Genomic DNA, 26,401 nt, shown 5'->3' with positions numbered 1-26,401 from the left:
CGCCCGGAGCGGGGAACCCCGAGCCCCGCGGCGGCGGAAGGAGGGGCCTCGTGACCACCTGGGAGGAACTGGGCCTGAACCGGCTGGTGGACGGTGACCGGGACGCGCCGGTGCTCGTGCTGTCGAACGCGCTCGGCGGCACGGCCGAGATGTGGCGGCCGCAGCTGGCGGCGCTCACCGAGCACTACCTGGTCGTGCGCTACGACCAGCGCGGCCACGGCGGATCGCCGGTGCTGCCGGGGCCGTACTCGGTGCAGGACCTGGCGGGCGACGTGCTGGCGCTGCTGGACCACCTGGAGGTGTCGTCGGCCTCGTTCGCGGGAGCCTCGCTGGGCGGCGTGATCGGGTTGTGGCTCGGCGCGCACGCCCCGGAGCGGATCGACGCGCTGACCGTGTGCGGCACCTCGGCCTGGCTGGACCGGCGGGACGCGGAGCTCGACCGGGCGCGGGCGGCCCGGGAGAACGGCACGAACGAACTGGTGGCGCCGACCGTCGAGCGCTGGTTCACCCCGTACTTCCGGGAGCGCCACGCGGAGGAGGTCGCGAGCTACGCGGCGATGATCGCGGGCACCGACGACGAGGCCTACGCCTGGTGCTGCGAGGTCCTCGCGCACGCGGACCTGCGCGGGGCGCTGTCGTCGATCAGCGCGCCGACGCTGGTGATCTCCGGGGCGGAGGACCCGGCCACCCCGCCGGAGCACGGCGCCGCCATCGCTGACGGCATCGGCGGCAACGCCCGGCTGGAGGTCGTCGACCACGCAGCGCACCTCGCCAACGTGGAACGCGCGGCGGAGGTGAACGCCCTGCTGCTCGCCGACCGTTCGACGTGGTCCCGGTAGCGGCCGGGGAACGGCGGGCGCCGCCCGACGCGGATCGGAGACCGGTGCCCGCGGGGCCGCTCCGGCGCTCGGCCCTTGGCGGGGGAGCGGGACTGTGCTGGGCTGGGCCCGGACGGTGCGGTCCCGGGTAGGCCGCAGGGGCAGCCGGCCGGGAGGTCGTGATGGCGGGCAACAGCCGGGATTCCGGGCGATCGGTGACGGGGCGGGCGTTGAGCGTGCTCACCGCGTTCGACGTCGACCACACGAGGCTCACGCTGACCGCGATCGCGCGCCGCGCCGCGATTCCGCTGGCGACCGCGCACCGCCTCGTGGGCGAGCTGGAGGCGTGGGGAGCGCTGCACCGCGACGACGACGGGCGCTACGCGATCGGCCTGCGGTTGTGGGAGATCGGGCTGCTCGCCCCGGCGCACACGGCGCTGCGGGAGGCGGCGCTGCCGTTCATGCAGGAGTTGTGCGAGAACACGCGGGAGAACGTGCATCTTGCGGTGCGGGATCACTGGGATGCCGTGTACGTGGAGAAGCTGACCGTCCCTCGTTCGGTACCGATCGTTTCCCGAACGGGTGGCCGGTTGCCGCTGCATCCGACCGGAGTGGGCCGGGTGCTGCTCGCGCACGCCCCGGCGCAGGTCGTGCAGGAGTACTGCGAGCGCGGGCTGTCCCGGCACACGCCCTACACGATCACCGAACCCGGCAGGCTGGCCCGCGAATTGCAGGCGGTGCGCAGCCGGGGGTTCGCGCGAACGTCCGAAGAGATGACGCTCGGTAATTGTTCCGTGGCGGTTCCGGTGCGGGACGGCACCGGAACGGTCGTCGCGGCGCTCGGCCTGGTCGCCCGCAGCGTCCGGGCGGAGCATTCCAAGCTGGTCAAGCCGTTGCTGCCGGCGGCGGAGGCGATCCGCAGGCGGTTGGCCGAGCACGATCTCGCGCGATCCGACGCGGGATGAGCCGCGCTCGCGAACCCCGGAACCATCCCCTTCTGAGCGTCACCTGATTGGCCGCACCGCCGGGCTGAAGTCGTCCAACCGCTCACCGACCGGTCACCGACCGCTCGCCGCCGCCGGTCGCAGGACCACCGCGTCAGCGCAGAGGAATCGCTCCCGACCTGTTTTAGTCGGACTGCCTGGGAAGAACGAATGCCGGGCGTTGAGCGCTTTTTGTTGCAGCCAGTGCATCGAGGGAGGCGGGGAGCCGTGACCGGAATGCCGGGACGTGCCACGGTCGACAACGAGGTCCGGATCAGCTCTACCCACGCACGATCTCCGCTCGATTTACCGGCCTCCATCGGCAGGCTCACCGCGCTGTCGGCGGACGCCCTCGGCTGGTCGGGAACCGTGCTGCCGCCGGTCAAGATGCTCGGCAGGCACGTGGTGCCGGTGGCGGAGCTCGTCCCGGACGCGCACGCCGAGCGGCTGTGCTTCGGCAGCGAGCCGGTGCTGGACCGCGCTGAGATCTCCACGTGGGTGTGGCCCGAGATGGACGGGCGGGTGCCGCCGCCGAGCGCGCACCTCGTCGGCATGCTCGCTCCCGCCCGGCACTGGCGGACCGCGCTGACCGCGGCGGTGCCGTTCGCCCGGTTCACCAGCACCGCGATCATCGTGCCGAAGAGCGTCACGCTCGCGAAGGACTTCATGTCCACCTGCCTGATCCGGGCGCGGCAGTTCGGCGTCGCGGTGCTCAGCGCGGAGGCGGACGACGTGCAGGTGGAGCTCGAAGGCCGTTCCTTCGCGGACGCGCCGCCGATCGAGCACACCGCGGTGTCCCGCTGGGTGAACGAGGTCGTCTACCAGCAGTTGCTCGCGGCGGAAGCGCCCGCCCCGTCGCGGAGCTGACCCGGCTAGCCCGTCGCGCAACCGACCCCGGCGAGCCCGCCGCGAAGCCGATCCCGGCAGCGCGGTCGCGGCGCCGACGCGGTCGGCCGCGGCGGGAGCCGGCTCGGTGGCCGCCTGGTGGGAGCGTTCAGGCGGCCACCGGGCCTAGGGTGGGTTCATGCGAGTCGTGGTAGCCGGAGGACATGGGAAGATCGCGCGCCATCTCGGGCGGTTGCTCGCCGAGCGCGGGGACACCGCGGTCGGGTTGATCCGCGATCCGGAGCACGCCGACGACCTGCGCGCGGACGGCGCGGAACCGGTGGTGCTGGACCTGGAATCCGCCGACCCCGCCGGGGTGGCCGAGCACTTGTCCGGTGCCGACGCCGTGGTGTTCGCCGCGGGCGCGGGTCCCGGCAGCGGCGTGGCGCGCAAGGACACCGTGGACCGCGCGGGTTCGGTGCTGCTCGCCGACGCCGCGCAGCGGGCAGGGGTGCGGCGCTTCCTGCAGGTGAGCGCGATCGGCCTGGACGCGCCGAACCCGCCGGACGTGGGCGAGGTGTTCGGCGCGTACCTCGACGCCAAGCGGGCCGCCGAAGTGGACCTGCGCGGCCGGGACCTGGAGTGGACGATCCTGCGCCCCGGCGTCCTCACCGATGACCGGCCGACGGGCCGGGTCGAACTGGCCGAGCAGACCCGCCGGGACGAGATCACCCGCGCCGACGTCGCCGCGGTGCTGGTGGCGCTGCTCGACGAGCCGAAGTCCGCGGGCCGCACCCTCACCTTGATCAACGGGCCGACGCCGGTCGTCGAGGCGGTCGGCGCGGCGGTCGCCTGACGCTCACACGGGCCCGAGGACCCGGTCCAGGTACGGGTTGGCGAACAGGCCGCCGGGGTCGAGTTCCGCCCGCATGGCGCGGAAGTCGTCGAATCGCGGGTAGCGCTCGCGCAGTTCGTCGGCGGTGAGCCGGTGCATCTTGCCCCAGTGCGGCCTGCCGCCGACGGAGTCCACTATGGACGAGAAGGCGTCGAACCAGGCGCGGTGCGGCATCCCGGTGAACTGGTGCACCGCGATGTACGCGGACGCGCGCCGGTGCGCCGTGGACAGCCAGATGTCGTCGGCGGCGGCGACCCGGACCTCCACCGGGAACATCACCGGGTCGGCCAGCCGCTCGGCCGCCGCCCGCAGTTCCGCGAGCACGGCGGGCAGCTCGGCGCGCGGCACCGCGTACTCGGACTCCGCGAACCGCACCCGTCGCCGGGTGACGAACACCCGGTGGCCCAGGTCGCTGTAGTGCCGGGCGGACCAGGTCGCCGCACAGAACCGGTTGAGCGGGCGGACCAGTTCGGGCCGGGCGCGGCCGAGGCGGCACAGCGCGCCGAACGCCCGGTTCTCCATCAGCTCGTACTCGAAGAACTCCCGCAGCGGGCTCAGCGGGCTCGGTTCCTGCCCGGCGGGCAGCCGGTTGTTGCGCTTGACCAGGGTCCGGGTGCTGTGCGGGAACCAGTAGAACTCGAAGTGGTCGTTGCCGTCGGCGAGCTCGTCGAACCGCGCCAGCACGTCGTCGAGCGGTTCCGGCCGTTCGTCGGCGACGAGGTGGAACGCGGGCACGCAGCGCAGGGTCACGCGGGTCAGCACGCCGAGCGCGCCGAGGCTCACGCGGGCCGCGTCGAACAGCTGCTTGTCGTGGGTTTCCGAGCAGCGCCGCGTGGTGCCGTCCGCGAGCAGCAGCTCCAGCTCGGTGACCTGGGTGGCGAGCCCGCCGAGCTCGGCGCCGGTGCCGTGGGTGCCGGTGGAGATCGCGCCTGCCACGGTCTGCCGGTCGATGTCGCCGAGGTTGGGCAGCGCGAGCCCGAGTTCGCCGAGCTCCCGGTTGAGCCGGTGCAGCGGGGTGCCCGCGCGGACCGTGACGCAGGGCGGGTCGACGCGTTCGATGCCGGACCAGTGCGCCAGGTCCAGGGCCAGCGCGCCGTCGGCGGGGGCGCCGACGCCGGTGAACGAGTGCCCGCTGCCGAGCGGTCGCACGGTGCGGCCACCGCGGGCGGCGGCGCGCAGCTGGATGGCGGCCTCGGCCGGGTCGCGAGGGCGCGCGGTGCCCGCGGGGGTGCGGGCGACGGTTCCCGCCCAGTTCGTCCAGCCTGGTCGCGGCATGATCACAGACCTCCTGAGGCGCGTGGCCGGGCCGGGTGCGTCGTCCGGCGGTGGCCGGGCGGTCCGGTTCGGGGCGGTGCCGCAAGAAAGTATGTGAATGAGATTCACATAACAACCCCGCTCCGCCTACCGTGGGTGAGTGCCCCCCACACCCGCGCCCTCCGCAGGAGACCCGTTGCCCGAGCCCGCGGCGTCCGACAGCGCCGAACGCGACCGCCTGGACCGGGCGACCCGCGATCTCGACCCGCCGTTCGCCGTGGTCGACCTCGAAGCGTTCCGCCACAACGCCGCCGACCTGAGCCGCCGCGCCGCGGGCACCCCGATCCGGGTGGCCTCCAAGTCCGTGCGCTGCCGGGAACTGCTCCGCCGCACTTTGGACACGCCGGGCTTCGCCGGGCTGATGGCCTACAGCCTGCCGGAGGCGCTCTGGCTGCACCGCGAAGGCGCGTCCGACGACATCCTCGTCGCCTACCCGACGATCGACCGGCGCGGCCTGCGCGAACTCGCCGCCGACCCGGCCGCTGCCGCCGCCATCACGATCCTGGTCGACTCCGCGGCGCACCTGGACCACATCGACGCCGTCGTCGGCCCGGACCGCGAACCGCTGCGGGTCTGCCTGGAGCTGGACGCGGCCTGGCATCCGGTGCCGGGCGGGCTCGCGCACGTCGGCCCGCGCCGCTCACCCGTGCACACCCCGGCCCAGGCCCGCCGGTTCGCCGAGCGGATCGTGGGCCGCGACGGGTTCCGGCTGGTCGGGATCATGGCCTACGAAGGGCAGATCGCGGGCCTCGGCGACGCCCCGCCCGGCAAGCCGCTGCTGGCCGCGGTGCTGCGCTGGATGCAGCGCCGGTCGGCGGCCGAGCTGGCCGAGCGCCGCGCGGAGGCGGTGGCCGCGGTGCGCGCGGTGGCGCCGCTGGAGTTCGTCAACGGCGGCGGCACCGGCAGCATCGAGAGCACCGGCGCCGACGGTAGCGTCACCGAGATCGCCGCGGGCTCCGGACTCATCGGCCCCACCTTGTTCGACGCGTACCGGGCGTTCCGGCCGCGGCCCGCCGTGCTCTACGCGCTGCCGGTGGTGCGCCGTCCCGGCGGTTCGTTCGCGACGCTGTTCAGCGGCGGCTACATCGCCTCCGGCCCCACCGGGCCCAGTCGAGCGCCGGGCGTGCACCTGCCGCGCGGGCTGCGGTTGACCGCGGCCGAAGGCGCCGGCGAGGTGCAGACCCCGGTGTCCGGCGCTGCCGCGCGCGACCTGCGGCTCGGCGACCGGGTGTGGCTGCGCCACGCCAAGGCGGGCGAGCTCGCCGAGCGGTTCGACCACTACCACCTGGTCGAGGGCGATCAGGTGGTCGCCACGGTGCCGACCTACCGGGGCGAAGCCAAGTCGTTCGGTTGATCCGGCATCCGGTTCGCCAGGTAGCCGCGCACGAGCTCCTTGGTCTCGGCGACGAGTTCGGAGTCGCCCGAGGGATCGCGCCGGAACGCCAGGTTCAGCACCGCGTCGGCGGCTTCCACGGCCACCGACAGCGGCAGCAGCAGGTGCTGCTCGTCCAGCGTGAACCGCTCGCTGAGCAGCGCGATGAGCTTCTCGGCGATCACGGCGTTGTTGTCCTTGCTCTCGTCGAGCAGCCGCAGGTCCACCACGTCGCCGAAGTGCAGCCTGCTGAACGCGGGCACGTCGCGGTGCATGGTGATGTAGACGTCGATCACCGTGTCCACGGCGTCCCACCAGTTCGCGAGGTCGCTGGTGGCGAAGCGTTCGCCGATGACGTCGACGAAGCGGTTCAGGTTGCGCCGGGTGAGTTCCTGCACGACGGCTCGCTTGTCGGGGAAGAACTGGTACAGCGATCCGACGGCGACACCGGCGCGTTCGGCGATCAGGGTGGTGGTGACCCCTTCGTAGCCGAGTTCGTCGATGAGCTGGGCGCAGGATTCCAGCATCTTCTCCACGCGCTGGGTGCTGCGCTGCTGGACCGGCTTGCGGCGGAGGGGGGCGACTTCGGCGGGCAAGGCGACTCCTTGATCACTCGTGCGGGCCGTGCCGGCGGAGCGTCCGGGGCGGTGCTCCGCCGCGGACGGTCCCGAGCTTCCGAGACGGCCTCGCCGCGAGATCATCCCAGGCGGTTGCGTCCGAGATCATCTCAATCATCGAGATCATGTTCGTCGTTCACCGGTTCGCGGACGGCGGAGGAGCCGAGCGGGAACCGGGCTTCCGGCCCGAGTGCCGGGCGTCGTGGGGGATCGGGGTGGTGCCCGACGACGGTACGGCGCACTCGGTCGATCCGCTCCAGTGTGCCGCTCGCGGCGTCGGTGCAGGCAGTGGACTCGCCGGGCCCGGTGTCCACCGAAGGGGTGCCGCTGCGCGGGGCGGTCCCGCTCGGTGGAAGGGGTGGCTTGCGCACCCCGATCACCCTCATAGTGTTCCAAGTCACTGCGATCGGGGCGGAGTTACTGCATGGCGTATGCATTCGGTCACGTTGCCGACGCACATAGTCACTATCTAGCGTGAGGCGAATCGATTCGAGCTGTGACGGAAAGGTGATCGTGAGCTACTGCGGCGTCGCGCCTCGTTCTCCCCGCATCCGAACTCCCCGCGACTTCGCGCCGGGACGGGCCGCCGGACGGATTCGGCTCGTGCCGAGCCCCGCCGCCGCCCGTCCCGCCACCGCCAGACCGGCCGCGCACGTCCACCCCGCTCCGCCCGGCAGCCGCGCGGGCCAGGTTCCGGCACCTCGCCCGACCGCCCGGTGACCGCGCGCACGCCGGTCACCCGACCGGCCTCGACCACCTTCGACCAGGTACCACCCGATCCGATGTGGACGGACCGGCCCGCGCAGGACCTGTGGGCCCCGCTGTCGGTTCCGGAGGCGGACCGCTTGCTGCGCGACGGCGGCTACGACCTGCGGGTGCGGTGGCGCTCGGGCGCGTTCCGGCTGGTCGGCGAAGGCGCGGGCAGCGGAGTGCCGCTCGGCGCCGAACCGACCTGGGCCGAGCTCTACCGCCTGCTGGTCCGGCTGCGGCGCAGGCGACGACGCTACGACCCCGGCTGGCTGGCGCGGCTCACCGGCACCCTCGGCGCCGCCGACCCGGCCGGGTCCGGCGCCGCGGCGGGCGAGGACCCGCTGACGCGGACGGTGCTCGACGATCCGCTGCTGCGGATGCACTGCGCCACGCTGGTGCCCGAGTCCGCGCGGCGAGCTCCGGGCGGAGCGGTCGCGCGCGGTACCGGCGCGCTGCCGGCCCCGCCGCACCCGGAACATCCCGGTGGCACCGTCGCGGTGCGCCCGGACGCCCTGCTGGCTCCGGGACCGGACGGCGCGCCCGGTCTGCTGCGGCTGGTCATCGACAACCGCTTCGCGCACCGGGAGCACGAACTCCGGTTCTTCGTGGAGCACTTCGTGCGACCACCGCTGCGGGCGTTCCGGCACGCGTTGGAAGTGCGGCGCACCGCGCTGTTCGCGGCACCGGACGCGCTCGCCTTCGAGCTGTCCACCGAGCTGGAGGCGACCGGCCGCGTCATCACCGCCACCGCCGCACCCGCCCCCGACGAGCACACCGCCCGCGAGGCCGCCCGCACCCTGCTCGCGGTGTTCGCGGACCTCGCCGACGGTTTCCGCCGGATCGGATACTCGCCGCCCCGCGGCGACTCGGTGCGCGCCGCGATCGACCGGGTGCTCGCCGAGGAGCTGCGCCACCTCGACCGGCCCACCGCCCGGCTGCTCGCCCGCACCGAGCTGCGGCCCCACGTCCACCACGTCGACGCCGACCAGCACACGATCCTGCGCCACGTGCTCGACACCGTGCAGGACCGGACCCGGCGCCGCCGTTGGAACCGCGAGCTGCCGCAACCGGCCGTGGTCATCGACCTCGACCTGTGCGGGATCATCCCGCTGCGCCGCACCGTCGAAGCGACCCGCGCGGTATCCGGGCCCCGGGCCGGGGCGCCGAACGGCATTCCGGAGCTCGCCGACCCGGATTCGCTGCCGGTGCTGCCGACCTACGCCGACTCGACCTGGCACACGTTCCTCGAACTCACCGGCCTGCACGAGAAGTACCCGGAGGTGGACTGGCGGGCGGTGCACGCCGAGTTCTTCCGGGCCTTCGCCCGGCCCTGGAACCGGTTGCGCACCGACGAGGTCAACGCCGGGCTCGCCCGGTTCGTGTGGGACGTGCGGGACGCGGGCGGGCAGGTCGTGTTCTGCACCGGCAGGAGGGAACGGGTCCGCGACCACACCGCGGCCGTGCTCGAAGCGGCCGGAGTCCCCGACGCGCCGCTGCTGTGCATGCCCGACGACCGGACCCGGCCCATCCCGGAGCTGAAGGTGGCGCGGCTGCGGGAATTCGGCGAGCTCGACGTGATCGCCGTGTTCGACGACATGCACGCCAACCGGATCGCGCTCACCAAGGAGTACCCGGCCGCGCTGGCGATCGCGGTCGAGGTGCCGGGCCTCGTCGTCGAACGACGCCCGGGGCAGCCGGTGCCGGACCGCGCTCCGGCGATCGCCACCTTCGAGACCGAGCCGCGGCCGCGCAGCGGCGGGTCGGGCCCGGGGCTGCTCTCGCACGCGCATTCGTTGGAGGAACTGCAGATCGGCGCGTTGCGCGCGAACCGATCGGCGCGGCGCTGGGCGGTGCGGCTGAACCGCGACGAGGCGCTGGAGCTCGCGCACACCGTGCTCGCCGACGCGGACCGGGCCGCGGACCGGTTGGCCCGCGCCGCCCGCGACCGGTTCGGGCTCACCGGGCCGGTGCCCGAGTCCGAGCGGCTCGACCGCGTCGTGCACGCCCTGCACCACGTGCTCAGCCGCAAGCAGTTCCTCAAGGGGGCCCGGTCGAACTACCAGGTCGAGCACCTGCGCCGCGACGTCGAGCCGTTCCTGCGCGAGGACCGGCCGATCGACGTGGTGCTGCTCGGCTTCCCCATCAAGCAGTGCTTGAACGGGTTGAAGGCGTCCGGACCGCTGCCGGACCTCGCCGAGTTCGGCGGTGTGGTGCGACTGCGCGAGATGCAGCGCGCTGCGACCGCCGTGCACCCACCGGGCCTGCGGTTCCGCATCCTCACCGATGGCAGGCACTTCCGGCCCCGGCCGCTGTCGATCACCGGGACCTACAGCTCGATCCTGCGCGAGTACGCCGATCTGGCCGGGCTCGGCGAGACCGCGGTCATCGAAGAGGTGGACGCGGTCGCGGCCCGGCGGCTGGACGTGGACCTGCCCGCCGAGCGGGCGGAGCGCGCGGCGCGGCACCGGCGGCTGCTCACCGACGCGTTGCGCGGGCTGGACATCGCCGAGCGACCGCTGCGCACCCTAGCCCGAGTGGATCAGCGGGCGGCGGGGGCCGATCCGGCGGTGGCGCCGTCGGTCGAGATGTTCCGCGAAATGCTGATGTCGGTGGTGTATTCGGTTCCGCTGTCGGTGCCCGCCGGGATCGAGCGGGTCGCGTGGGCGCGGGCGGTGTACGCCGACGTCTACGACCTCGACGGCACGGCGGTGCCGCCGATGCTGCGGCGGTCGAGGGTGGAGGTGCTGCGCCGCGCCTGGCACACCGTGGTGCGCTACCTGGCGACGATGCGGGTGGACGAAGAGCTCGGCTACGAGGAGCTGCTGTTCCCGAACCGGGTGCGGCTCACGGTGAGCGCGGCCCGGCCGGGGCGCTGCGGGTTCACCTACCTCGGCGGGTCCGGGCTGCTGCCGTGGCAGGGCACCGGCGCGCTGGACCGCCGCGGGCAGCTCGGCGCCGACTTCGCGGTCTCGTTGCAGGACAGGGGATTCGTGCCGGTGTACTCGCCGCTGATCGGACCGCGGCAACCGTGGTTCGTGGTGCCCGCCGAGCACACCCGGCTCGGTGCGGGCGGCGGCATGCGGCTGGACCCGGAGTTCGCCGCCACCGCGCGGCTGCGGCGGAAGTGATCGGCCGCCGGGCCTGGTGACAAGAAAGGTCCCGGTGCTCATCCGGGGAAACGAGCACCGGGACCCCTCGTCCACCCCGGCCCCCCTTCGGGGAGAAGGGGACCGAGGTCGTTGGAATCCGCGGACCGATACCGGTCGGGGGAGGGGAGTTCTACAGCACCGGCCCGCGGAAGACTGCGCGCGGCGGCGGTCTCCGGAGCTCGCCGGGACCCGCCGCACGTCCACTGTGGAATTGGAAGTTCGTGGTGGCCGGCGACCACTGCCGTGGTCGGGGGTGCACGGCGACGGTTCGCCGGCCACCGGGGCGGTTCTCGACCCGTCCGGTTCGGGGAGGGAGTGATGCTGACCCGGACGAGAACGAGACCGCCGGTCTACGGCACCGGCGCGGCCGGGCGCAGCTCGTGCGCCGGGCGCTGGTGCCGTGCGGGACGGGGGGCGAGGGCGCCCGCGACCAGGTGCTCGTAAGCCGAGCGCCACACGGAGCACGGTGCGCTCCGCGGTCGCCAACGGGACGAGCACTCGATGCAGTTGCCCTTGTCGTCGGTGTCGTGCGCGGCCAGCAGCGTTCGCCATCCCTCGGTGAGCCGGGGGAGTTCGGAACGCGCCACGGACAGCAGGGACGGGGCGTCCGCGCGGTTCGCCAGCTCGCTCAGCACGTCGAGCCGCTCCCACACCGCGTTGCGCAGCACCTGACCCAATATCTCGTCCACCGCAACCTCACCGTCACTCTCTCGCCTGATCAGCGGCCCGCCGTAATGCGTTGCTCAACTCGCCGACTCCATCGGTCGACAGCACCACGGTGCGGCCGGGCGGTCCGACGAGAACCACCCTGTCCCGGTTGACCAGCACGGTGAGGTAGCGGCGGACGTGCACGACGTCGCGACACAGCACCCGCCACCACCGGCGTCGGTCGGCGGATTCCGGCTTCGGCCCGGCCTGGCCGGGCACCGCCGCTTGCGCGGTGACCTCCACGCCGGTCCGGGATCCGGACTCCTCGATGCCGCCCATGCCGATCGGGTTCCTCTCCGTACTCGGTTGCTACCGATGACTAGATTGGAACGCGTCGATCGCGGGCGGTAGCCGGTAGGCGATGACCGGCTCAACGGCGACGACGAACGGTCGGCGGACTTCACCCCTGCCGATCACCTCTGCCGATACGCACTTCACCGGCTTGTCGAAGTGCCCTTACTCTGCGACCGACGCCCGTGCAGAGTGTGAGGGGGTCTAAATGAACACCATCGGTTCGAACGGCTCGCCCGTTACACGAGACGTCTGGGACGGCCGTGAGATGCGGGACGCGTTGGCGGCGCGGAACGTCAGCGAGATCTACCGGCAACTGCGCCGGATCGGGGTTTCGCAGCGCCAGATCGCGGCATCGACGGGCCAGTCGCAGTCCGAGGTCTCGGAGATCCTGAAGGGCCGCCAGGTCATGGCTTATGACGTGCTGGCCCGAATCGCCGACGGCCTCGGGATACCGAGGGGGTACATGGGCCTCGCCTACGACGGGGCGACGGCAATGAGGGTCGCGAAGACGAACAGCGGCCCCCAGGCTGAGGAGGACGAGTCGGTGAAGCGTCGGAAGTTCCTGTCCCACGCGGCGGCGGTGACCATGGGTGCCGCGGTCTTCGGGGCGGAGGAGAGCACTTGGGTGCCGAGCAACGTGCAGACGCCTGCTCCGATGCGCATCGGCATGACCGACGTGCAGCAGATCCAGGCGGCCACCAAGGCGCTGCGTGACCTGGACTATCGCTACGGCGGCGGCACCTGCCGCGACGCCGTGGTCGCCCAGCTTTCCTGGGCGCAGCAACTGCTCGACGCGAACGCGTCCGATCAGGTCAAGCGAAAGCTCTACGTGTCGTTGGCGGACATGCACAGCCTGGCCGGCTGGACCTCCTTCGACACCGGTCTGCTCGACCCTGCGCGCGGCCACTTCGGCAAGGCGCTGGAGTTCGCCAAGCAGGCCGACGACGACAGCCTCGTGGCCAGCGTGCTGTACCGGATGGGCCGCGTCTACCTGCACTACCAGGAGCCGAACGAGGCGCTGAAGCTGTTCCAGCTGGGGCAGATCGCCGCGCAGGAGTCCGGTTCCTCGTTAACGGTGGCCGTGCTGTGCGCGAACGAGGCCTGGGCCTACGGGATGCTCAACAAGCCCGAACAGGTGCAGAAGATGGTCGGGCGCACCAAGGACGAGTTCGCCAGGGCGAACGTGGCCGAGGCGCCGGACTGGGTGCGGTTCTTCAACGAGAACGACCTGCACGGGATGATCGGCTCGGCGCACGACGCGCTGGCCGTGTTCGACCCGGATCGCTACGCGCCGCTCGCGGTCGCCGAGACGATCAAGTGCAACGAGGCGTACGGCGCGGACATGCAGCGCACCCACGTCTTCGGGCTCAGCTTGCAGGCCACCAACCACATCCGGGCCGGTGACCTGCAGGAGGGCATCAAGGTCGGGCGGTCGGCGCTGCAGATCGGCGAGAAGGTCAAGTCGGCGCGCGTCTCCGACCGCCTCAAGCCGCTGGAGCTGGAGGCCGGGCGGCACCGGATGAACTCCGATGCCCGCGACCTGTCCGAAGAGATCCGCCGCTTCCGCGAGGCGTGAGTCGAGTGCGAGGCGGACAGCGCGGATCGCGGTCCCGGCGGCCGGGTTTCCCCGGTGCGCTGCACCGGCACGACCGGGCAGGACCTCGATGACTTCGCGGACGCGCTCCGCGGAGGGCCGCTACACGCGGCCGAAACTGGCTTTGGCACTGGCCGAGATCTGTGCGGCCGCGGGCTTGGACTCCCGCGGCGCTCGGCTGGTGCGGTTCGTCAACAACGGCGTGTTCCTGCTGCGGGAGCACCCGGTGATCGTCCGGATCGTGCTCGCGCCCTCGTTCTCGTACCGCGCGGTGAACGTGGTGGAGGCCGGGCGGCTGCTGGCGGAGCACGAGGTCCCCGCGGTGCGGCTGCTGCCGGGGGTGCCGCAGCCGGTGCGCACCGGCGGGCACCTGGCGACGTTGTGGCAGGCGGTCCCGGAGGCGGGCCCCGCTCCGGACGGGGCCGATCTGGGCCGGTTGCTGCGGCAGGTGCACGACCTGCCGCTGCCCTCGACGCTGCCCGAGTGGCGGCCGATGCCCGACGTGCGCAGGCGGCTGGCCGACGCGGAGGACCTGGACGCGGCGGACCGGGCGTTCCTGGAGCAGCGCTGCGACGACGTCGAGGGCCGGCTGGAAGCGCTGGACTTCCCGTTGCCGCCGTCGGTGGTGCACGGGGACGCGCACCTGGGGAACCTGATCTCGGGTCCGGACGGTCCGCTGCTGTGCGATCTGGACTCGCTGTGCGTGGGGCAACCGGAGTGGGACCTGACGCCGATGGCGGTGGGGATGCTCCGGCTGGGTGCCCCCGCCGAGCGGTACCACCGGCTCTCGGAGGTCTACGGCTTCGACGTGACGGCGTGGTCCGGCTTCCAGGTGCTGCGCGACCTGCGCGAACTGAAGATCACGGTCAGCGTGCTGCCGATCCTGCGCAGCAATCCCGGAGTGCGCGATCAGCTGCGGAGCCGGTTGCGCTCGATGCGCGAGGGCGACACGGCGGCACGATGGGAGCCGTACAAGTGAGTGGGTTTATGCGTACGATCGGGCGAAGTTCATCGACGTGTAGGGGCCACATCGGTGATTCTTGGTGACGAGCTAGGTCACCAGTAATGCGTAAGTGTGAGTGTCTGCGGCACGGGGGGCCCGGATGGACGTGATTACCAGGAACGCCGCGCGAATGCGGCGCAAGCTCACGTGGCGCGGGCGGAAGGCCGTGCACTCGGCTCGGGTGCTCGACGAGGTGGTGAACACCGAAGTCCGCCTCGTCCCCCAGCTGACGGGGGAGGCCCAGCGGCGCGCGGTCGACCACCTCGCCGAACTGGTGCTGCTGAGCCAGGCCTACCGGCACTACTCCTACGGCTGGATCGGCCGGCGCGAGTTGGAGCGGCGCGGCAAGGGCGCGCTGGGTCGGTTGGAGGCGCTGTCGGCGCCCACCGTCCAGCAGCTCACCGAGCGCGAATGACCGTTCGGCGACAGGCCCCCGTTTTCGCACTGCGGAAAAACGACCGCTGAGTTCGTTCCGGCTGAAGACCGGTCGGGCGCCGTTCGGCGACACCGATCGACTCTAGTTCGCGCCGGTTCCCGGTGTACCGCCGAACGTGCCACGCCGCGCTCGTGCCGACGACGGGGCGGGCCGCCGCGGCAGCGACCCGCCTCCGCCGAGCGGTCAGCTCTTCGGCCTGCCCAACCGCAGGGCCAGCACGAGCCCCAGCCCGACCAGCACGACCGCGCCCGCGATCCACGGCCAGATCGGCATGCCGCCCGCGGAGTCGGACTCGGCCTGGTCCGCGGCAGGCGGCGGCGCCGGAGTGCCGCCGCCCGGTTCGGTCAGCGTGAAGGTGACCTTGCCGGGCACGGGGTGGCCGTCGTTGGACAGCACCCGGTAGCCGACGGTGTAGGTCCCGGCGGGCCCGAGCGGCAGCACCGGCGCGACCACCGAGGTGCCCTCGACCCGCACCTCGCCTTCGGTCCAGTAGGTGCCGTCCGGGCCGACGACGTTGAGCGTGTTGTAGCCCTCGCCCGCGCGCACCGGCTGGTCGAAGGTGAGCCGGACCTCGTTCGGCCCGGTCGCCAGCCGGGCGCCCTCCGCCGGGTCGCTGCCGACCAGGGTGTTGTGCGCCAGCGCCGGTCCGGCCGCGCCGAGCAGCGCCGTGAGCGTCAACGCGGTGATCGTGAGCAGCCGCCTCATGCGTTCCCCCTGGTGCCGCGGCGGGCGAGCACCAGCGCGCCCGCTCCGAGTCCGAGTCCGAGCGCCCCGACGGCCAGTCCGGCGCCGCCGAGCACGCGAGCCGTGTCGTCTCCGCCGCCGGCGGCGGGTTCGCCGTGCTCCGCGCCGCCGTGCTCGCCGTCCCCGCCGGCGGAGGTGCCGTGGCCGTGGCCGCCGCCTTCGCTCGCGACCAGGGCCAGCGCCGGGGCCGGGTGCTCCGGTTCGGAGCCGTCGGGCGCCGGTGGCTGGTCCCAGCGCACGACCTCACCGCTGTCGTAGGTCTGCTCGGTGGGTAGCAGCAGTTCGTCGGTGCCGGTCGGGAAGGTGCCGAGGGTCGCCTCGAACTCCTCGAACTGGTCCGGGGCGATGCGGGTGCCGGGGCGCGCGGTCCAGGTGATGCCGGCGACGGCTTCGGTGACCTGGGCGCCCGCGACCTCCACCGGGCGCTCCAGCCGCACCTTCTCCACCTGCGCGGTCCAGCCGGGCAGCGGTTTGGTGCGCACCGAGCTCAGCGGGTGCTCCAGCGGGAGCGAGACGTGCACGCGGACGGTTCCCGCGTCGGGGCGCTCGTTGGGCACCCGGAACGCGATCTTGGCGTGGCCGCCCTGCTCGGCCTGCTCCGGTTCGGCGCTGACGTGCGCGGCGGCGCTGCCCGCGCCGGCGAGGGCGGTGAATCCGAGCACCGCGGTGACCGCGGTGGATCGGAGGGCGGATCGAGATGTCGACATGGAGATCTGTGACTCCTGAAAGGCGTGATCGGTGCGATTCGACACGCGGACAACGAAAAGCGCGAATCGGGCACCGCGGATACGGGGGAGCAACGATCCGGCCGCCAATTCGGTGTCACCCGAGCGGCCGGGGCGACTGCGCCGGAGGGCCCCGCAGTCCGTGGATCCGCCGCTGGATCAGCTGTTCGATCAGGAGCACCGACTCGGCCGGGATGCAGACCGCCGGGCGTGTCGTCACAGGCGGTAGCGGTTCGGGCGTCCTACTAGTAAGAGTCAGTCGTACGGTTGAAACGATTACAAAGAGTGCATCCTCGGCGCGGTGCAGCAGGACCGCTACCAGGAGCCCGGTCAGCACATGACCCAGGGTCATCGCCGTGGGATCCAAGGGCAGCCCCGGTTGCCCGATGGAGCCGTGGTGTGAGCCTGCTAGCTGCAGAAATAAATGAAGGGCCACCTGTCCGGCGCCGACTGCCCCTACAATGCTGCTCAACCCGCGCTTGCGATCGGCGAGCGCGACACCCGCGGCGGACAACAAGGTGGTGATCACGATGGTGGTTCCGAGGTCAGGTGTGGAACCACCGGCTGCCGCATGCGCGGCTACCGATAGTGACGATGAGGTGGCGGTCAAGCCGAGGCCGCGCAGGGCGCGACCAGCGCCTTGCGCAGGAGCGGAACGGATCGCCACGGAAGTCCAGTCTAGGTGTCGGTTCGGCCACGCTGTGCGCAGGTGAGCTTGCCTTGATCCGCCGAATGGGTCACGGTTTATGGGTTGCAGACGGCCGGGAATCACCCCTGCACGAGCAGATAGTGACAGGTGAACAGGTGTTCCGGGCCGTCGTGACGTGAGGTACGGAGAGGAGGGGGCGTCGCGAGTAGGGCGCCGGAACCTGTGTCGACTGAAGCAGATCAACGAGAAGGTGGCTCATCGGGCCACCCAACGGAACTACCGGGTCAACCGGAGTTCATCGGTAAACCGAGGACCGACTGGGTCGTCTTCGGTGTCACCGCCGCCATCATGTTCGTCCTGGTGGCCTGGGGAACGCTGAGCCAGGAGTCATTGCTCAACACCTCCAAGGCCGCGCTGGACTGGCTGGTCACCAACATCGGCTGGGGCTTCGTGCTCGCGGCCACCGGGTTCGTCATCTTCGCGCTGTTCCTGGCGTTCAGCCGCTACGGACGCATCCCGCTGGGCGAGGACGGCGAGAAGCCGGAGTTCAGGACGGTGTCCTGGATCGCGATGATGTTCAGCGCGGGCATGGGCATCGGGCTCATGTTCTACGGCATCAGCGAGCCGCTGTCGCACTTCACTTCGCCGCCGCCGGGAACCGTCGAGGCCGGTACGGACGAGGCAGTGGGCACGGCGATGGCGACTTCGCTGTTCCACTGGACCCTGCACCCGTGGGCGATCTACGCGGTGGTCGGTCTCGCGATCGCCTACAGCAGCTTCCGGCGCGGCCGCAAGCAGCTGATCAGCGCCGTGTTCCTGCCGCTGATCGGCAAGCGCAACGCCGAGGGGCCGATCGGCAAGCTGATCGACATCCTGGCGCTGTTCGCCACGCTGTTCGGCTCCGCCGCCTCGCTCGGTCTGGGCACGCTGCAGATCCAGGCGGGCATGGAGGCCGCGGGCTGGATCGGCAGCACCAGCACCACGCTGCTCGTGGTGATCATCGTCATCCTGACCATCTGCTTCATCGCTTCGGCGGTGTCCGGTGTGTCCAAGGGCATCCAGTGGCTGTCGAACATCAACATGGTGCTCGCCGCGCTGCTGGCGTTCTTCGTGTTCGTGGCCGGCCCGACGGTGCTGATCCTGAACCTGCTGCCGACCTCGCTCGGTTCGTACATGAGCGACTTCGGTGAGATGGCCTCGCGCGCCGGTGCCACCGGCGGTGCGGACATGCACGAGTGGCTGGGTACCTGGACGGTCTTCTACTGGGCGTGGTGGATCTCCTGGACGCCCTTCGTCGGCATGTTCATCGCCCGGATCAGCCGTGGCCGCACGATCCGCCAGTTCATCGGCGGCGTGCTGCTGGTGCCCAGCGTGGTCAGCCTCGTCTGGTTCGCGATCTTCGGCGGTGCCGCGATCAGCACCGCGAAGGTCGACCCCGCCATCGCCGACGGCGGTGCGGAGGCGCAGACCTTCACCGTCCTCGAGCACCTGCCGCTGGCCGTCATCACCTCGGTGCTGGTGATGATCCTGGTCGCGATCTTCTTCGTGTCCGGTGCGGACGCAGCCTCGGTGGTCATGGGCACGCTCTCGCAGCGCGGTTCGATCGAGCCGAGCCGCTGGGTGGTCATCTTCTGGGGTGCCGCCACCGGTGCGGTCGCCGCGATCATGTTGGTGATCGGCGGCGGCGAGGAGGATGCCTTGACGGGCATCCAGAACTTGACGTTCATCGGCGCGCTGCCGTTCGCGATCGTCATGGTGCTGCTGTGCGTGGCCCTCACCAAGGACCTGCGCAGCGACCAGATGACGTTGCGCGACGAAAAGGGTGCCGAGGTCCTCGAGCAGGCCGTCATCGCCGGTACCGAGGAGCACGACGGCGAATTCCAGCTCGTCACGACTCCCGCTGAGGAAACCGACGACGACGCTGAGGGCAAGGACAAGGCGACGCCGGGAGCGACCACTTCGTGAGTTTCCTGGATTACGTCGCTTCCAGGTGGCAGCAGTTGCTGGTGGACTCCTACCAGCACGCCAGCATGGTGCTGCAGTGCATCGTGCTGGCGACCATCGTCGGCGTCCTGGTCGGGGTTGCGGTCTACCGCAGCCCCGCCGGGGCGGCGGTGGCCACCGCTTTGTCCAGCGCAGTGCTGACGGTTCCTTCGTTCGCGCTGTTCGGCCTGCTCATCCCCCTGCTGGGGCTGGGCGTGGCGCCGTCGGTGGTGACGCTGGTGCTGTACGCGCTGCTGCCGATCATCCGCAACACCATCGTTGGGTTGTCTACAGTCGACCAGCCGATCTTGGATGCCGCCCGCGGCATCGGCATGAACCGGTTCCGGGTGCTGACCAAGATCGAACTGGCGCTGGCGTGGCCCGGCATCCTCGCAGGCATGCGGGTGAGCACCCAGATGCTGATGGGCATCGCGGCCATCGCGGCCTACGCCAAGGGACCCGGCCTCGGGAACCTGATCTTCAGCGGCCTGTCCGGGCTGGGCAGCGCGAACGCGCTGAACATGGCGCTGGCGGGCACGCTCGGCGTGATCGTGCTGGCGCTGCTGCTGGACGCGGTGTTCGTGCTGGTCGGGCGCCTGACGACTTCGAGAGGTATTCGTGGCTGAGAACAACAAGCCCGACACCGCCGACCGCGCGGGCGGACACGGTGTCGAAATTCGCCTGGAGGAGGTCTCCAAGCGGTACCCGGGCCAGAAGCTGGCCGCGGTCGAATCGGTCACGATGACCATTCCCGCCGGTGAGACGGTCGTGCTCGTCGGGCCTTCGGGCAGCGGCAAGACCACCACCATGCGCATGATCAACCGGTTGATCGAGCCCACCTCGGGCCGGATCACCATCGGTGGCCAGGACGTCCTTGGCCTCGACCCGGACAAGTTGCGCCGCGAGATCGGCTACTCGATCCAGCAGGCCGGGCTGTTCCCCCACATGACGGTGGGCGAGAACGTGGGCATGGTGCCCGGCCTGGTCGGCTGGACCAAGCAGCGGACCGTGGAACGCGTCGAGGAGATGCTCGACCTCGTCGGCCTGGACCCCGCCGAGTACCGGGGCCGCTACCCGCGGCAGCTCTCCGGTGGTCAGCAGCAGCGCGTCGGCGTCGCCCGCGCGCTGGCCGCGGACCCGCCGGTGCTGCTGATGGACGAGCCGTTCGGCGCGGTGGACCCGATCACCCGCGGCGTGCTGCAGGACGAGCTGATGCGCCTGCAGGCCGACCTGGGCAAGACGATCGTGTTCGTCACGCACGACTTCGACGAGGCCGTCAAGCTCGGCGACCGCATCGCGGTGCTCGGGCAGCGCTCCGAGATCCTGCAGTACGACACGCCCGAGGCGATCCTCGCCAACCCGGCCGACGACACCGTGGCCGGATTCGTCGGCGCCGGTGCCGCGCTCAAGCAGCTCACGCTGCGCCGGGTGCGGGAGATCGAACTCGGCCAGGTGCCGACCGCCGGTGTGGACGAGCAGCCGAGCGCGCTGCAGGAACGGCTCGGGACCCGGCGCGGTGCGATCGGCCTGGTGCTGGACGGCCGCAAGCGGCCGTTGCGCTGGACGACCGCTCGCGAGGCCGGCGCGGTCTCCTCGCTGGCCCGCGCGGGTCGTGCGGTGGAGGACAGCGTCTCGCCCGCCTCGACGCTGCAGGACGCGCTGGAAGCGATCCTCACCGACGACGACGGCGTCGCCGTGGTCACCGGGTCCCGCGGCGAGTACATCGGCGTCGTCGACATCGACACCGTGATGACGACGATCAAGGACCTGCGCGAGGAGCACGCCGACGACCACGCGGACGAGCCCTCGGCCGCGGGGGACCCGTCATGAGCGGTTCCTACTCCGCGGATTCGGGGTCCCGCACGGCGGAACGGCTGCGGCTGTTCGCGCAGCCCCTGGTCGCGCTGGTGCTGGTCGTGGTGGTGCTCGCGGTCGCGTTCAGCCGCGGCGACGACGTCGTCGTCAGCCGCAACGTCAACGCCTCGACCCTGCTCACGCTCACCTGGCAGCACCTGCTGATGAGCGTGGCGGTGGCGGTGATCGTGGTGCTGGTCGCGGTGCCGCTGGGCATGCTGCTGAGCCGGTCCTGGGCGCGGCGGGTCAGCCCGCTGATCATCGGTCTGGCCAACATGGGCCAGGCGGCGCCGTCGGTGGGTCTGCTGGTGCTGTTCTTCCTGCTCACCAACGGCACCACCGGCTTCTGGATCGCGACGCTGCCGATCGCGGTGTACGCGCTGCTGCCGGTGCTGCGCAACACGCTGGTGGGTCTGCAGCAGGTGGACCGGTCGCTGATCGACGCGGGACGCGGCATCGGCATGTCCGGGTTCTCCGTGCTCACGCGCATCGAACTGCCGTTGGCGGTGCCGTTCATCCTGGCCGGGCTGCGGACCGCGCTGGTGCTGGCGGTCGGGACCGCCACGCTGGCCTGGTTCGTCGGCGCCGGCGGGCTCGGCGAGCTCATCGACACCGGCTACAAGCTGAGCAACTGGACCGTGCTGTCCGTCGGCGCGGTGCTGGCCATGGCCCTGGCGCTGCTCGTCGACTGGTGCGGCGGGCTGGCGGAGCGCTACCTGTCACCGAAGGGGCTGCGATGAAGCGAGGAACACAGCTGTCCCGCCGGGGCGCGTTGAAGCTCTTCTCGGCCGCCGCGGCCGGTGCCGCGCTCACCGGCTGCGGGCTCAGTTCGGGCTCCTCGGTGCCGCTGCGGGTCGGGCCCGGTTCGATCAAGCCGGTGCCGGAGCTGGAGGGCGTGCCGTTCACGGTCGGCTCCAAGGACTTCACCGAGCAGATCGTGCTGGCCTACATCGCGGAGTTCGCGATGTCCGCCGCCGGTGCCGAGGTGCGGGACCTCAGCAACATCACGGGTTCCGCCAGCGCCCGCAACGCGCTGGTCAGCAAGCAGATCGACCTGTTGTGGGAGTACACCGGCTCGTCCTGGATCAGCTACAACGGCAAGACCGATCCGATCCCGGACGCGCGGGCCCAGTACGACGCCGTGCGCAAGCTCGACATCGAGGCCAACGGCGTCACCTGGTTCGCGTTGTCGCTCAAGGCGGACAACACCTACGCGTTCGCGCTGAACCAGGAGAACGCGGCCCGGCTGGGAGTGGAGAAGCTCTCGGACCTCAAGCGGGTGGCCCAGCAGAACCCGCAGGAGCTGAGCTTCTGCGTGGAGAGCGAGTTCGCCAGCCGCAACGACGGGCTGCCGGGCGTGGCGGAGGCCTACGGGTTCCAGGTGGACCAGAGCAAGGTGGAGACGCTGAGCACCGGTCCCATCTACTCGGCCACGGCCACCGGCAAGGCGTGCAACCTCGGCGAGGTGTTCACCACCGACGGCCGGATCCAGTCGCTGGACCTGAAGGTGCTGGAGGACGACAAGCAGTTCTTCCCGCGCTACAACCTGGCGATGACGACGCGGGTGGAGATGCTGGAGCGGTACCCGCAGCTGGAGTCCGTGTTCGCGCCGATCTCGGCGAAGCTGGACAACCAGCAGCTGCTGGACCTCAACGCCGGTGTCGACGTGGACGGGCGCGACCCGGCCGACGTCGCCCGGGCCTGGATGGTCGAGCACGGTTTCGTGACGGCGCCCGACGCCGCTTGATCCGACGTGAACGGGCCGGTCACCTGCGTGGTGACCGGCCCGTTCTCGTGCGTCGGTGCTACTGCTGCTCGGTGCTCGGGATGCCGAGGCGGTGCAGCAGGTCGTCCTCGATGCGGTCGAGTTCGCCGACGACGGCGCGGTGCGCGGCGCGGCGGCGCGGCGTCGGCATGCGTTCGGCCGCTCGCACCGCGCTGCCCAGCTGGCCGAGCCTGCCCTCGGCCTCGTCGGCGAACTTCTCGACGAGCGAGGTCTCGGCGGCGGTGCGGCCCGCGGTGCGGGTCCGCAGTTCGCGCAGCGCCTCGGCGTCCCCGGCGATGCGGGCGTGCAGCGCGGCACCGCGCCCGGTGAACCGCCCCAGGTCGTCCATGGCCACTCCGAGCCGCCGCGCGCGGGCCCGGTCGTAACCGTCCCGCGCGGCGGTGAACGCCTGCCACGCGTAGGGCGCCAGCGCCGGACCGAGGATCTTGGCCACGCCGACGGCCTTGCGGGCGTCGCCGGGCGTGAACCTGCCGTGCTCGCCCTTCTTGCGGGCCTTCTCGTCGCGCTTGGCGGCCTTCTCGGCGGACTTCGCCTCCTGCTTGGCGGTCTTGGTGGTCGCCTTGGCCTCCTGCTTGACCGCCTTGGTCCCCTCCTTGGCGGTCTTGGTCTGCTCGTGGGCGGCCTTGGCCTCCAGCTTCGCCACCTTCTTGACCTGCTTCGCGGCCGAACGCACGTCGTCGCCGGAGTCGTCGGTCCGGGCGTTGAGCGGTTCGGTGCTCAGGATCTCCGTGGTCAGTGCTGCGGTGGCCGGTTCGCCGGTGCCTCGCGTCATCGCCGCCTCCTGCTGTCGCGGCACGGTTCGCGCCGTGCCTGCGGCCGTCGCCGATCCGGTCCCGGATGCCGCGGCCAGGGCGTTCACCTCGCTCGGGGATCACTGTAAGGAGTTCGCGCGGCCGGTGCCGGTTGACCGAGCGAGGGAGTGATCGACCGGTCGTGCACGGTGCGTAGCCGTCGGTTGTCCTCCGTCACCGGGGTGATGGGCGCGATCGTCAGGGGTACGGCCTACGCTGCGGGACGTGGAGAACGAGGTGCTGCTGGACGCGGGCGTAGTGACGCGCTGTCGCAGGAGGGTGCATCTCGAGAACGATCCGCAATCCCGTGACCTGCCGAAAGCCCCGATGGATCCGGGCATCGAGCAGCGCGTCGCCGACGCCGCCGACCACCGCCGCGCGATCGCCGACCGGCTCGGCGAGCTGCTGGGCGAATCGTGGGCGCGCATCCCGCGCGAGGCGAGCCTGCGCCGGCGCGAGCGGGAGACGCTGGAGGCGATGCGGGACGGCGTGCGGTTCATCTCCGGCGCGCAGCTGCCCGCGAACCCCGAGGCGGGCCGGTTCGGCGGCATCGACCTGCTGGTGCGCAACGGCTCCGGTTACACGCCGGTGCTGGTGGTGCGGCACAAGACGACCGACCCCGGCAGCGGGGCGCGCACTTCGCCGCTGGAGAGCCCGCTGCCGGAGTCGGCGAAGCGCAACGGGCGGCGCAAGGTCCGGGCCCAGCCGCGGGACCAGCTGCGGCTGGCGCACCTGGTGCGGCTGCTCGAAGCGTGCGGGATGGCGGCGCCGGGCACGCCCGTCGGCGGGGTCATCGGCGTCGAGGGCGACCTGGTCGTCTGGCACGACCTGCTGGCGCCGAACTGGCCGGGCGGGCGCACCGCGCTCGCCGAGTACGACGCGCGGTTCGCCGACCGGGTGGCCGTGGCGACCGCCGCCGCCACCGGCGCCGAACCGCTCGCGCAGCCGTCCCGGGTCACCGAGTGCAAGGGCTGCCCGTGGTGGCCGACGTGCTCGGCGGAGCTGCGGGACGCGCGCGACGTGAGCCTGGTGGTGCGCGGTGAGGACGCGGCGGTGCTGCGGGCCGCGCAGGTGCGCACCGTCGACGACCTGGCCGCGATGACACCGGAGCAGGGCCGGGCGACTTCGCTGGGCGCGGCCCGCGCCGACGAGGCGGTGCTGCTGGCGAAGGCGTGGCTGCGCGACCTCCCGCTGGTGCGCCGCGTGCGGGAGCTGCGGGTGCCGCGCGCCGACGTCGAGATCGACGTGGACATGGAGAGCTACGCCGACTCCGGCGCCTACATGTGGGGCTGCTGGCTGTCCGGAGCGGACGTCGACGAGGAGCAGGGCTACCGCGCCTTCGTCACCTGGGATCCGCTGCCCTCCGACGACGAGGCGCGGTCGTTCGCCGAGTTCTGGTGCTGGTTCGTCGCGGTCCGGGAGCGCGCGCACGCGCGCGGGCTCACGTTCCGCGCCTACTGCTACAACGAGCTCGCGGAGAACCGCTGGATGCTCTCGTCGGCGGAGCGCTTCGCCGGCAAGCCCGGCATCCCCGAGGTGTCCGAGGTGCGCCGGTTCATCGGCTCCGACGAGTGGGTCGACCTGTTCGCGGCGGTCCGCGACCAGTTCCTGTGCCCGCACGGCAAGGGGCTGAAGGTGATCGCCCCCAGCGCCGGGTTCGCCTGGCGGGACCCGGAGGCCAGCGGCGAGAACTCGATGCGCTGGTACCGCGACGCGGTAGGCCTGGACGGCCAGGAGCAGGAACCGTCCCAGCGCAGCCGGCTCCTCCAGTACAACGAGGACGACGTCCGAGCCACCTGGACCATCCGCCGCTGGATGACCTCCCCCGAAGCCCGATCCATCCCGTTCACCGAAGACCTCTGACACACCCACCAGAGGCCGAAGGCCGGGCAGTGGGCGGCGAAGCCGGCCTGCCTTGCGGCGAAGCCGTGCCTGTATGTGCGAAGCACATAGCCCACGTCAAGAAGGTGACGACCCGCGGGTTCTCAGTGGCTTCCTCGCGAGGACAGCTTTTTTCCTCGTGGCGGAGCCACTTGGAAAAAAGATCCCGCAGCGAGGAAGCCACTGAGGTTCCGCCACCCGACCACCCAAGCAGAACGACCGGAAATAGAACAGATCACTTAGGAGCCATGCGAAGGGCTCCGTCCATGCGGATTACTTCGCCGTTGAGGTAGTCGTGTTCGACGATGTTCACGGCGAGCAGGGCGTAGTCGCCGGGGACGGCGAGGCGCTTCGGGAAGGGGACGCCCGCGGCGAGGCCTTCGCGGTACTCCTCGCTGACGGTCGCGAGCATCGGGGTGTCCACGATGCCCGGCGCGATGGTCATCACCCGGATCCCGGCCGACGACAGGTCGCGGGCGGCGGGCAGCGTCAGGCTGGCGACTCCGCCTTTGGAGGCGGCGTAGGCGGCTTGCCCGATCTGGCCGTCGTAGGCGGCGACCGAGGCCGTGTTGATCACGACGCCGCGCTGGCCTTCCCGGTCGGGTTCGGTCTCGCGGATCGCGGGCGCCGCCAGCCGCAGCACGTTGAACGTGCCGAGCAGGTTGACTTCGAGGACTTTGCGGAACAGGTCGAGGTCGTGCGGTCCTTGCTTGCCGCTGATGCGCGCGGACGGCCCGATCCCGGCGCAGTTGACGACGACGCGCAGCGGCGCGCTGCCGCCCGCGGCTTGGTCCACGGCGGTCTGCACCTGGTCGGCGTCGGTGACGTCGGCGCCGCAGTAGGTCACGCCGTCGACGGGCGCCGCGCTGGTCACCGCGTCCGGCAGGTCGACGCCGAACACGTGCGCCCCGCGTTCGGCGAGGGCGCGGGCGGTGGCCGCGCCGAGCCCGGATGCGGCTCCGGTGACGATGGCCGCGGTGCCGGTGATCTGCATGAGGCTCCTCCAGTGCGGGATCGGTTCGCCCGTAGTTAAGCAGTACTGAGCTCGCTTGTGCAGTACTGATCGGGACCGGTGCCGGGTGCTTGAACGGCCGCACACCGGTGCGTCACCACCTGAGCAGCAGCGCGTGAACAGTTCCCAAAGCGCCGCTCCCGGCATCCGCGATGTGCCACGATTTCCGCGAGGTCAGCTTTCCGGCCTGGGATTTCCCGGTCGGTCCGCACGCTGTC

The 26,401-nt window shown here is 71.7% G+C and carries 24 protein-coding genes; 15 read left to right on the top strand and 9 right to left on the bottom strand.

Features of this window, described 5'->3' with window-relative positions; translation table 11 throughout:
- The first annotated feature begins 50 nt into the window (after positions 1-50).
- The 4 genes from pcaD (at position 51) to BJ969_RS27955 (ending at position 3,482) form a co-directional block, all read left to right on the top strand.
- Positions 51-839, top strand: a complete 789-nt coding sequence (gene pcaD / locus BJ969_RS27970) for a 3-oxoadipate enol-lactonase (RefSeq protein ID WP_343071636.1) — start codon at positions 51-53, stop codon at positions 837-839.
- Positions 840-1,000: 161 nt separating this feature from the next.
- Positions 1,001-1,783, top strand: coding sequence for an IclR family transcriptional regulator (locus BJ969_RS27965; RefSeq protein WP_184483952.1), 783 nt, complete (start codon positions 1,001-1,003; stop codon positions 1,781-1,783).
- Between the two features lie 255 nt (positions 1,784-2,038).
- Complete coding sequence (locus tag BJ969_RS27960) at positions 2,039-2,668, top strand: hypothetical protein (protein WP_221316961.1); 630 nt, start codon at positions 2,039-2,041, stop codon at positions 2,666-2,668.
- A 157-nt stretch (positions 2,669-2,825) separates the two neighbouring features.
- The gene (locus tag BJ969_RS27955) at positions 2,826-3,482 is read left to right on the top strand and encodes an SDR family oxidoreductase (RefSeq protein WP_184483948.1); all 657 of its coding nucleotides are present in this window, start codon (positions 2,826-2,828) and stop codon (positions 3,480-3,482) included.
- Positions 3,483-3,485: 3 nt separating this feature from the next.
- Here BJ969_RS27955 and BJ969_RS27950 read toward each other — a convergent pair whose 3' ends face one another.
- Entirely contained in the window at positions 3,486-4,796 is a 1,311-nt protein-coding gene (locus BJ969_RS27950; protein WP_184483946.1) for a D-arabinono-1,4-lactone oxidase, read from the bottom strand.
- A gap of 175 nt (positions 4,797-4,971) precedes the next feature.
- Here BJ969_RS27950 and BJ969_RS27945 point away from each other — a divergent pair, with 175 nt between their 5' ends.
- A complete protein-coding gene (locus BJ969_RS27945) occupies positions 4,972-6,189 on the top strand; it encodes an amino acid deaminase/aldolase (RefSeq protein ID WP_184483945.1) in 1,218 nt (405 codons plus the stop codon).
- On the opposite strand, the gene BJ969_RS27940 is transcribed toward BJ969_RS27945, so the two are convergent.
- Entirely contained in the window at positions 6,159-6,734 is a 576-nt protein-coding gene (locus BJ969_RS27940; RefSeq protein WP_184485971.1) for a TetR family transcriptional regulator, read from the bottom strand. The genes BJ969_RS27945 and BJ969_RS27940 overlap by 31 nt on opposite strands.
- A gap of 806 nt (positions 6,735-7,540) precedes the next feature.
- Here BJ969_RS27940 and BJ969_RS27935 point away from each other — a divergent pair.
- The gene (locus tag BJ969_RS27935) at positions 7,541-10,702 is read left to right on the top strand and encodes an L-tyrosine/L-tryptophan isonitrile synthase family protein (RefSeq protein WP_343071635.1); all 3,162 of its coding nucleotides are present in this window, start codon (positions 7,541-7,543) and stop codon (positions 10,700-10,702) included.
- A 371-nt stretch (positions 10,703-11,073) separates the two neighbouring features.
- Here BJ969_RS27935 and BJ969_RS27930 read toward each other — a convergent pair whose 3' ends face one another.
- Together BJ969_RS27930 and BJ969_RS27925 are read right to left on the bottom strand one after the other, a co-directional pair.
- Complete coding sequence (locus BJ969_RS27930; RefSeq protein ID WP_184483943.1) at positions 11,074-11,412, bottom strand: hypothetical protein; 339 nt, start codon at positions 11,410-11,412, stop codon at positions 11,074-11,076.
- 13 nt (positions 11,413-11,425) lie between these two features.
- Entirely contained in the window at positions 11,426-11,710 is a 285-nt protein-coding gene (locus tag BJ969_RS27925) for a hypothetical protein (protein ID WP_221317022.1), read from the bottom strand.
- Positions 11,711-11,930: 220 nt separating this feature from the next.
- Between BJ969_RS27925 and BJ969_RS27920 the strand changes: the two genes are divergently transcribed.
- The 3 genes from BJ969_RS27920 to BJ969_RS27910 all read left to right on the top strand — a co-directional run bounded on the left by BJ969_RS27920 (position 11,931) and on the right by BJ969_RS27910 (position 14,737).
- Positions 11,931-13,301 (top strand): helix-turn-helix domain-containing protein, encoded by a 1,371-nt coding sequence (locus tag BJ969_RS27920; protein WP_184483941.1) that lies wholly within the window; start codon positions 11,931-11,933, stop codon positions 13,299-13,301.
- An 88-nt stretch (positions 13,302-13,389) separates the two neighbouring features.
- The gene (locus tag BJ969_RS27915) at positions 13,390-14,298 is read left to right on the top strand and encodes a phosphotransferase family protein (RefSeq protein ID WP_184483939.1); all 909 of its coding nucleotides are present in this window, start codon (positions 13,390-13,392) and stop codon (positions 14,296-14,298) included.
- A gap of 154 nt (positions 14,299-14,452) precedes the next feature.
- Positions 14,453-14,737: a hypothetical protein gene (locus BJ969_RS27910; RefSeq protein ID WP_184483937.1), complete on the top strand. Its 285-nt coding sequence runs from the start codon at positions 14,453-14,455 to the stop codon at positions 14,735-14,737.
- Between the two features lie 204 nt (positions 14,738-14,941).
- Here the strand turns inward: BJ969_RS27910 and BJ969_RS27905 are convergent, their stop codons facing one another.
- The 3 genes from BJ969_RS27905 to BJ969_RS27895 form a co-directional block, all read right to left on the bottom strand.
- Positions 14,942-15,463, bottom strand: a complete 522-nt coding sequence (locus BJ969_RS27905) for a copper resistance CopC family protein (protein ID WP_184483935.1) — start codon at positions 15,461-15,463, stop codon at positions 14,942-14,944.
- Positions 15,460-16,209 carry a YcnI family copper-binding membrane protein gene (locus tag BJ969_RS27900; protein ID WP_184483933.1) on the bottom strand — a complete coding sequence of 250 codons (750 nt, stop codon included), beginning with the start codon at positions 16,207-16,209 and terminating at the stop codon, positions 15,460-15,462. The genes BJ969_RS27905 and BJ969_RS27900 overlap by 4 nt, the downstream gene beginning before the upstream one ends.
- 115 nt (positions 16,210-16,324) lie before the next feature.
- The gene (locus BJ969_RS27895; RefSeq protein WP_184483931.1) at positions 16,325-16,894 is read right to left on the bottom strand and encodes a hypothetical protein; all 570 of its coding nucleotides are present in this window, start codon (positions 16,892-16,894) and stop codon (positions 16,325-16,327) included.
- A gap of 279 nt (positions 16,895-17,173) precedes the next feature.
- On the opposite strand from BJ969_RS27895, the gene BJ969_RS27890 reads away from it, so the two are divergent.
- From BJ969_RS27890 to BJ969_RS27870, 5 genes are read left to right on the top strand one after another with little or no spacing between them, the layout of a single operon-like run.
- Positions 17,174-18,841: a BCCT family transporter gene (locus BJ969_RS27890; RefSeq protein ID WP_425503620.1), complete on the top strand. Its 1,668-nt coding sequence runs from the start codon at positions 17,174-17,176 to the stop codon at positions 18,839-18,841.
- Positions 18,838-19,485 carry an ABC transporter permease subunit gene (locus BJ969_RS27885; protein WP_184483927.1) on the top strand — a complete coding sequence of 216 codons (648 nt, stop codon included), beginning with the start codon at positions 18,838-18,840 and terminating at the stop codon, positions 19,483-19,485. Before BJ969_RS27890 ends, BJ969_RS27885 begins: the two co-directional genes overlap by 4 nt.
- On the top strand, positions 19,478-20,689 hold the full coding sequence (locus BJ969_RS27880) for an ATP-binding cassette domain-containing protein (RefSeq protein ID WP_184483925.1): 1,212 nt from the start codon (positions 19,478-19,480) through the stop codon (positions 20,687-20,689). Before BJ969_RS27885 ends, BJ969_RS27880 begins: the two co-directional genes overlap by 8 nt.
- Positions 20,686-21,453 carry an ABC transporter permease gene (locus tag BJ969_RS27875; protein WP_184483923.1) on the top strand — a complete coding sequence of 256 codons (768 nt, stop codon included), beginning with the start codon at positions 20,686-20,688 and terminating at the stop codon, positions 21,451-21,453. Before BJ969_RS27880 ends, BJ969_RS27875 begins: the two co-directional genes overlap by 4 nt.
- Entirely contained in the window at positions 21,450-22,460 is a 1,011-nt protein-coding gene (locus tag BJ969_RS27870; protein ID WP_184483921.1) for a glycine betaine ABC transporter substrate-binding protein, read from the top strand. The genes BJ969_RS27875 and BJ969_RS27870 overlap by 4 nt, the downstream gene beginning before the upstream one ends.
- A 58-nt stretch (positions 22,461-22,518) precedes the next feature.
- Here the strand turns inward: BJ969_RS27870 and BJ969_RS29870 are convergent, their stop codons facing one another.
- Positions 22,519-23,271, bottom strand: coding sequence for a DUF6474 family protein (locus tag BJ969_RS29870; protein ID WP_221315960.1), 753 nt, complete (start codon positions 23,269-23,271; stop codon positions 22,519-22,521).
- A gap of 244 nt (positions 23,272-23,515) precedes the next feature.
- Here BJ969_RS29870 and BJ969_RS27860 point away from each other — a divergent pair, with 244 nt between their 5' ends.
- Positions 23,516-25,153, top strand: coding sequence for a TM0106 family RecB-like putative nuclease (locus BJ969_RS27860; protein ID WP_184483919.1), 1,638 nt, complete (start codon positions 23,516-23,518; stop codon positions 25,151-25,153).
- Positions 25,154-25,406: 253 nt separating this feature from the next.
- On the opposite strand, the gene BJ969_RS27855 is transcribed toward BJ969_RS27860, so the two are convergent.
- The gene (locus tag BJ969_RS27855) at positions 25,407-26,165 is read right to left on the bottom strand and encodes an SDR family NAD(P)-dependent oxidoreductase (RefSeq protein ID WP_184483917.1); all 759 of its coding nucleotides are present in this window, start codon (positions 26,163-26,165) and stop codon (positions 25,407-25,409) included.
- Positions 26,166-26,401: the final 236 nt, after the last annotated feature.

The organism is Saccharopolyspora gloriosae, from assembly GCF_014203325.1.
Lineage (GTDB): Bacteria > Actinomycetota > Actinomycetes > Mycobacteriales > Pseudonocardiaceae > Saccharopolyspora_C > Saccharopolyspora_C gloriosae.
Note: the sequence above shows the minus strand (reverse complement) of the source record. Positions and strands in the feature narration are given on the sequence as shown.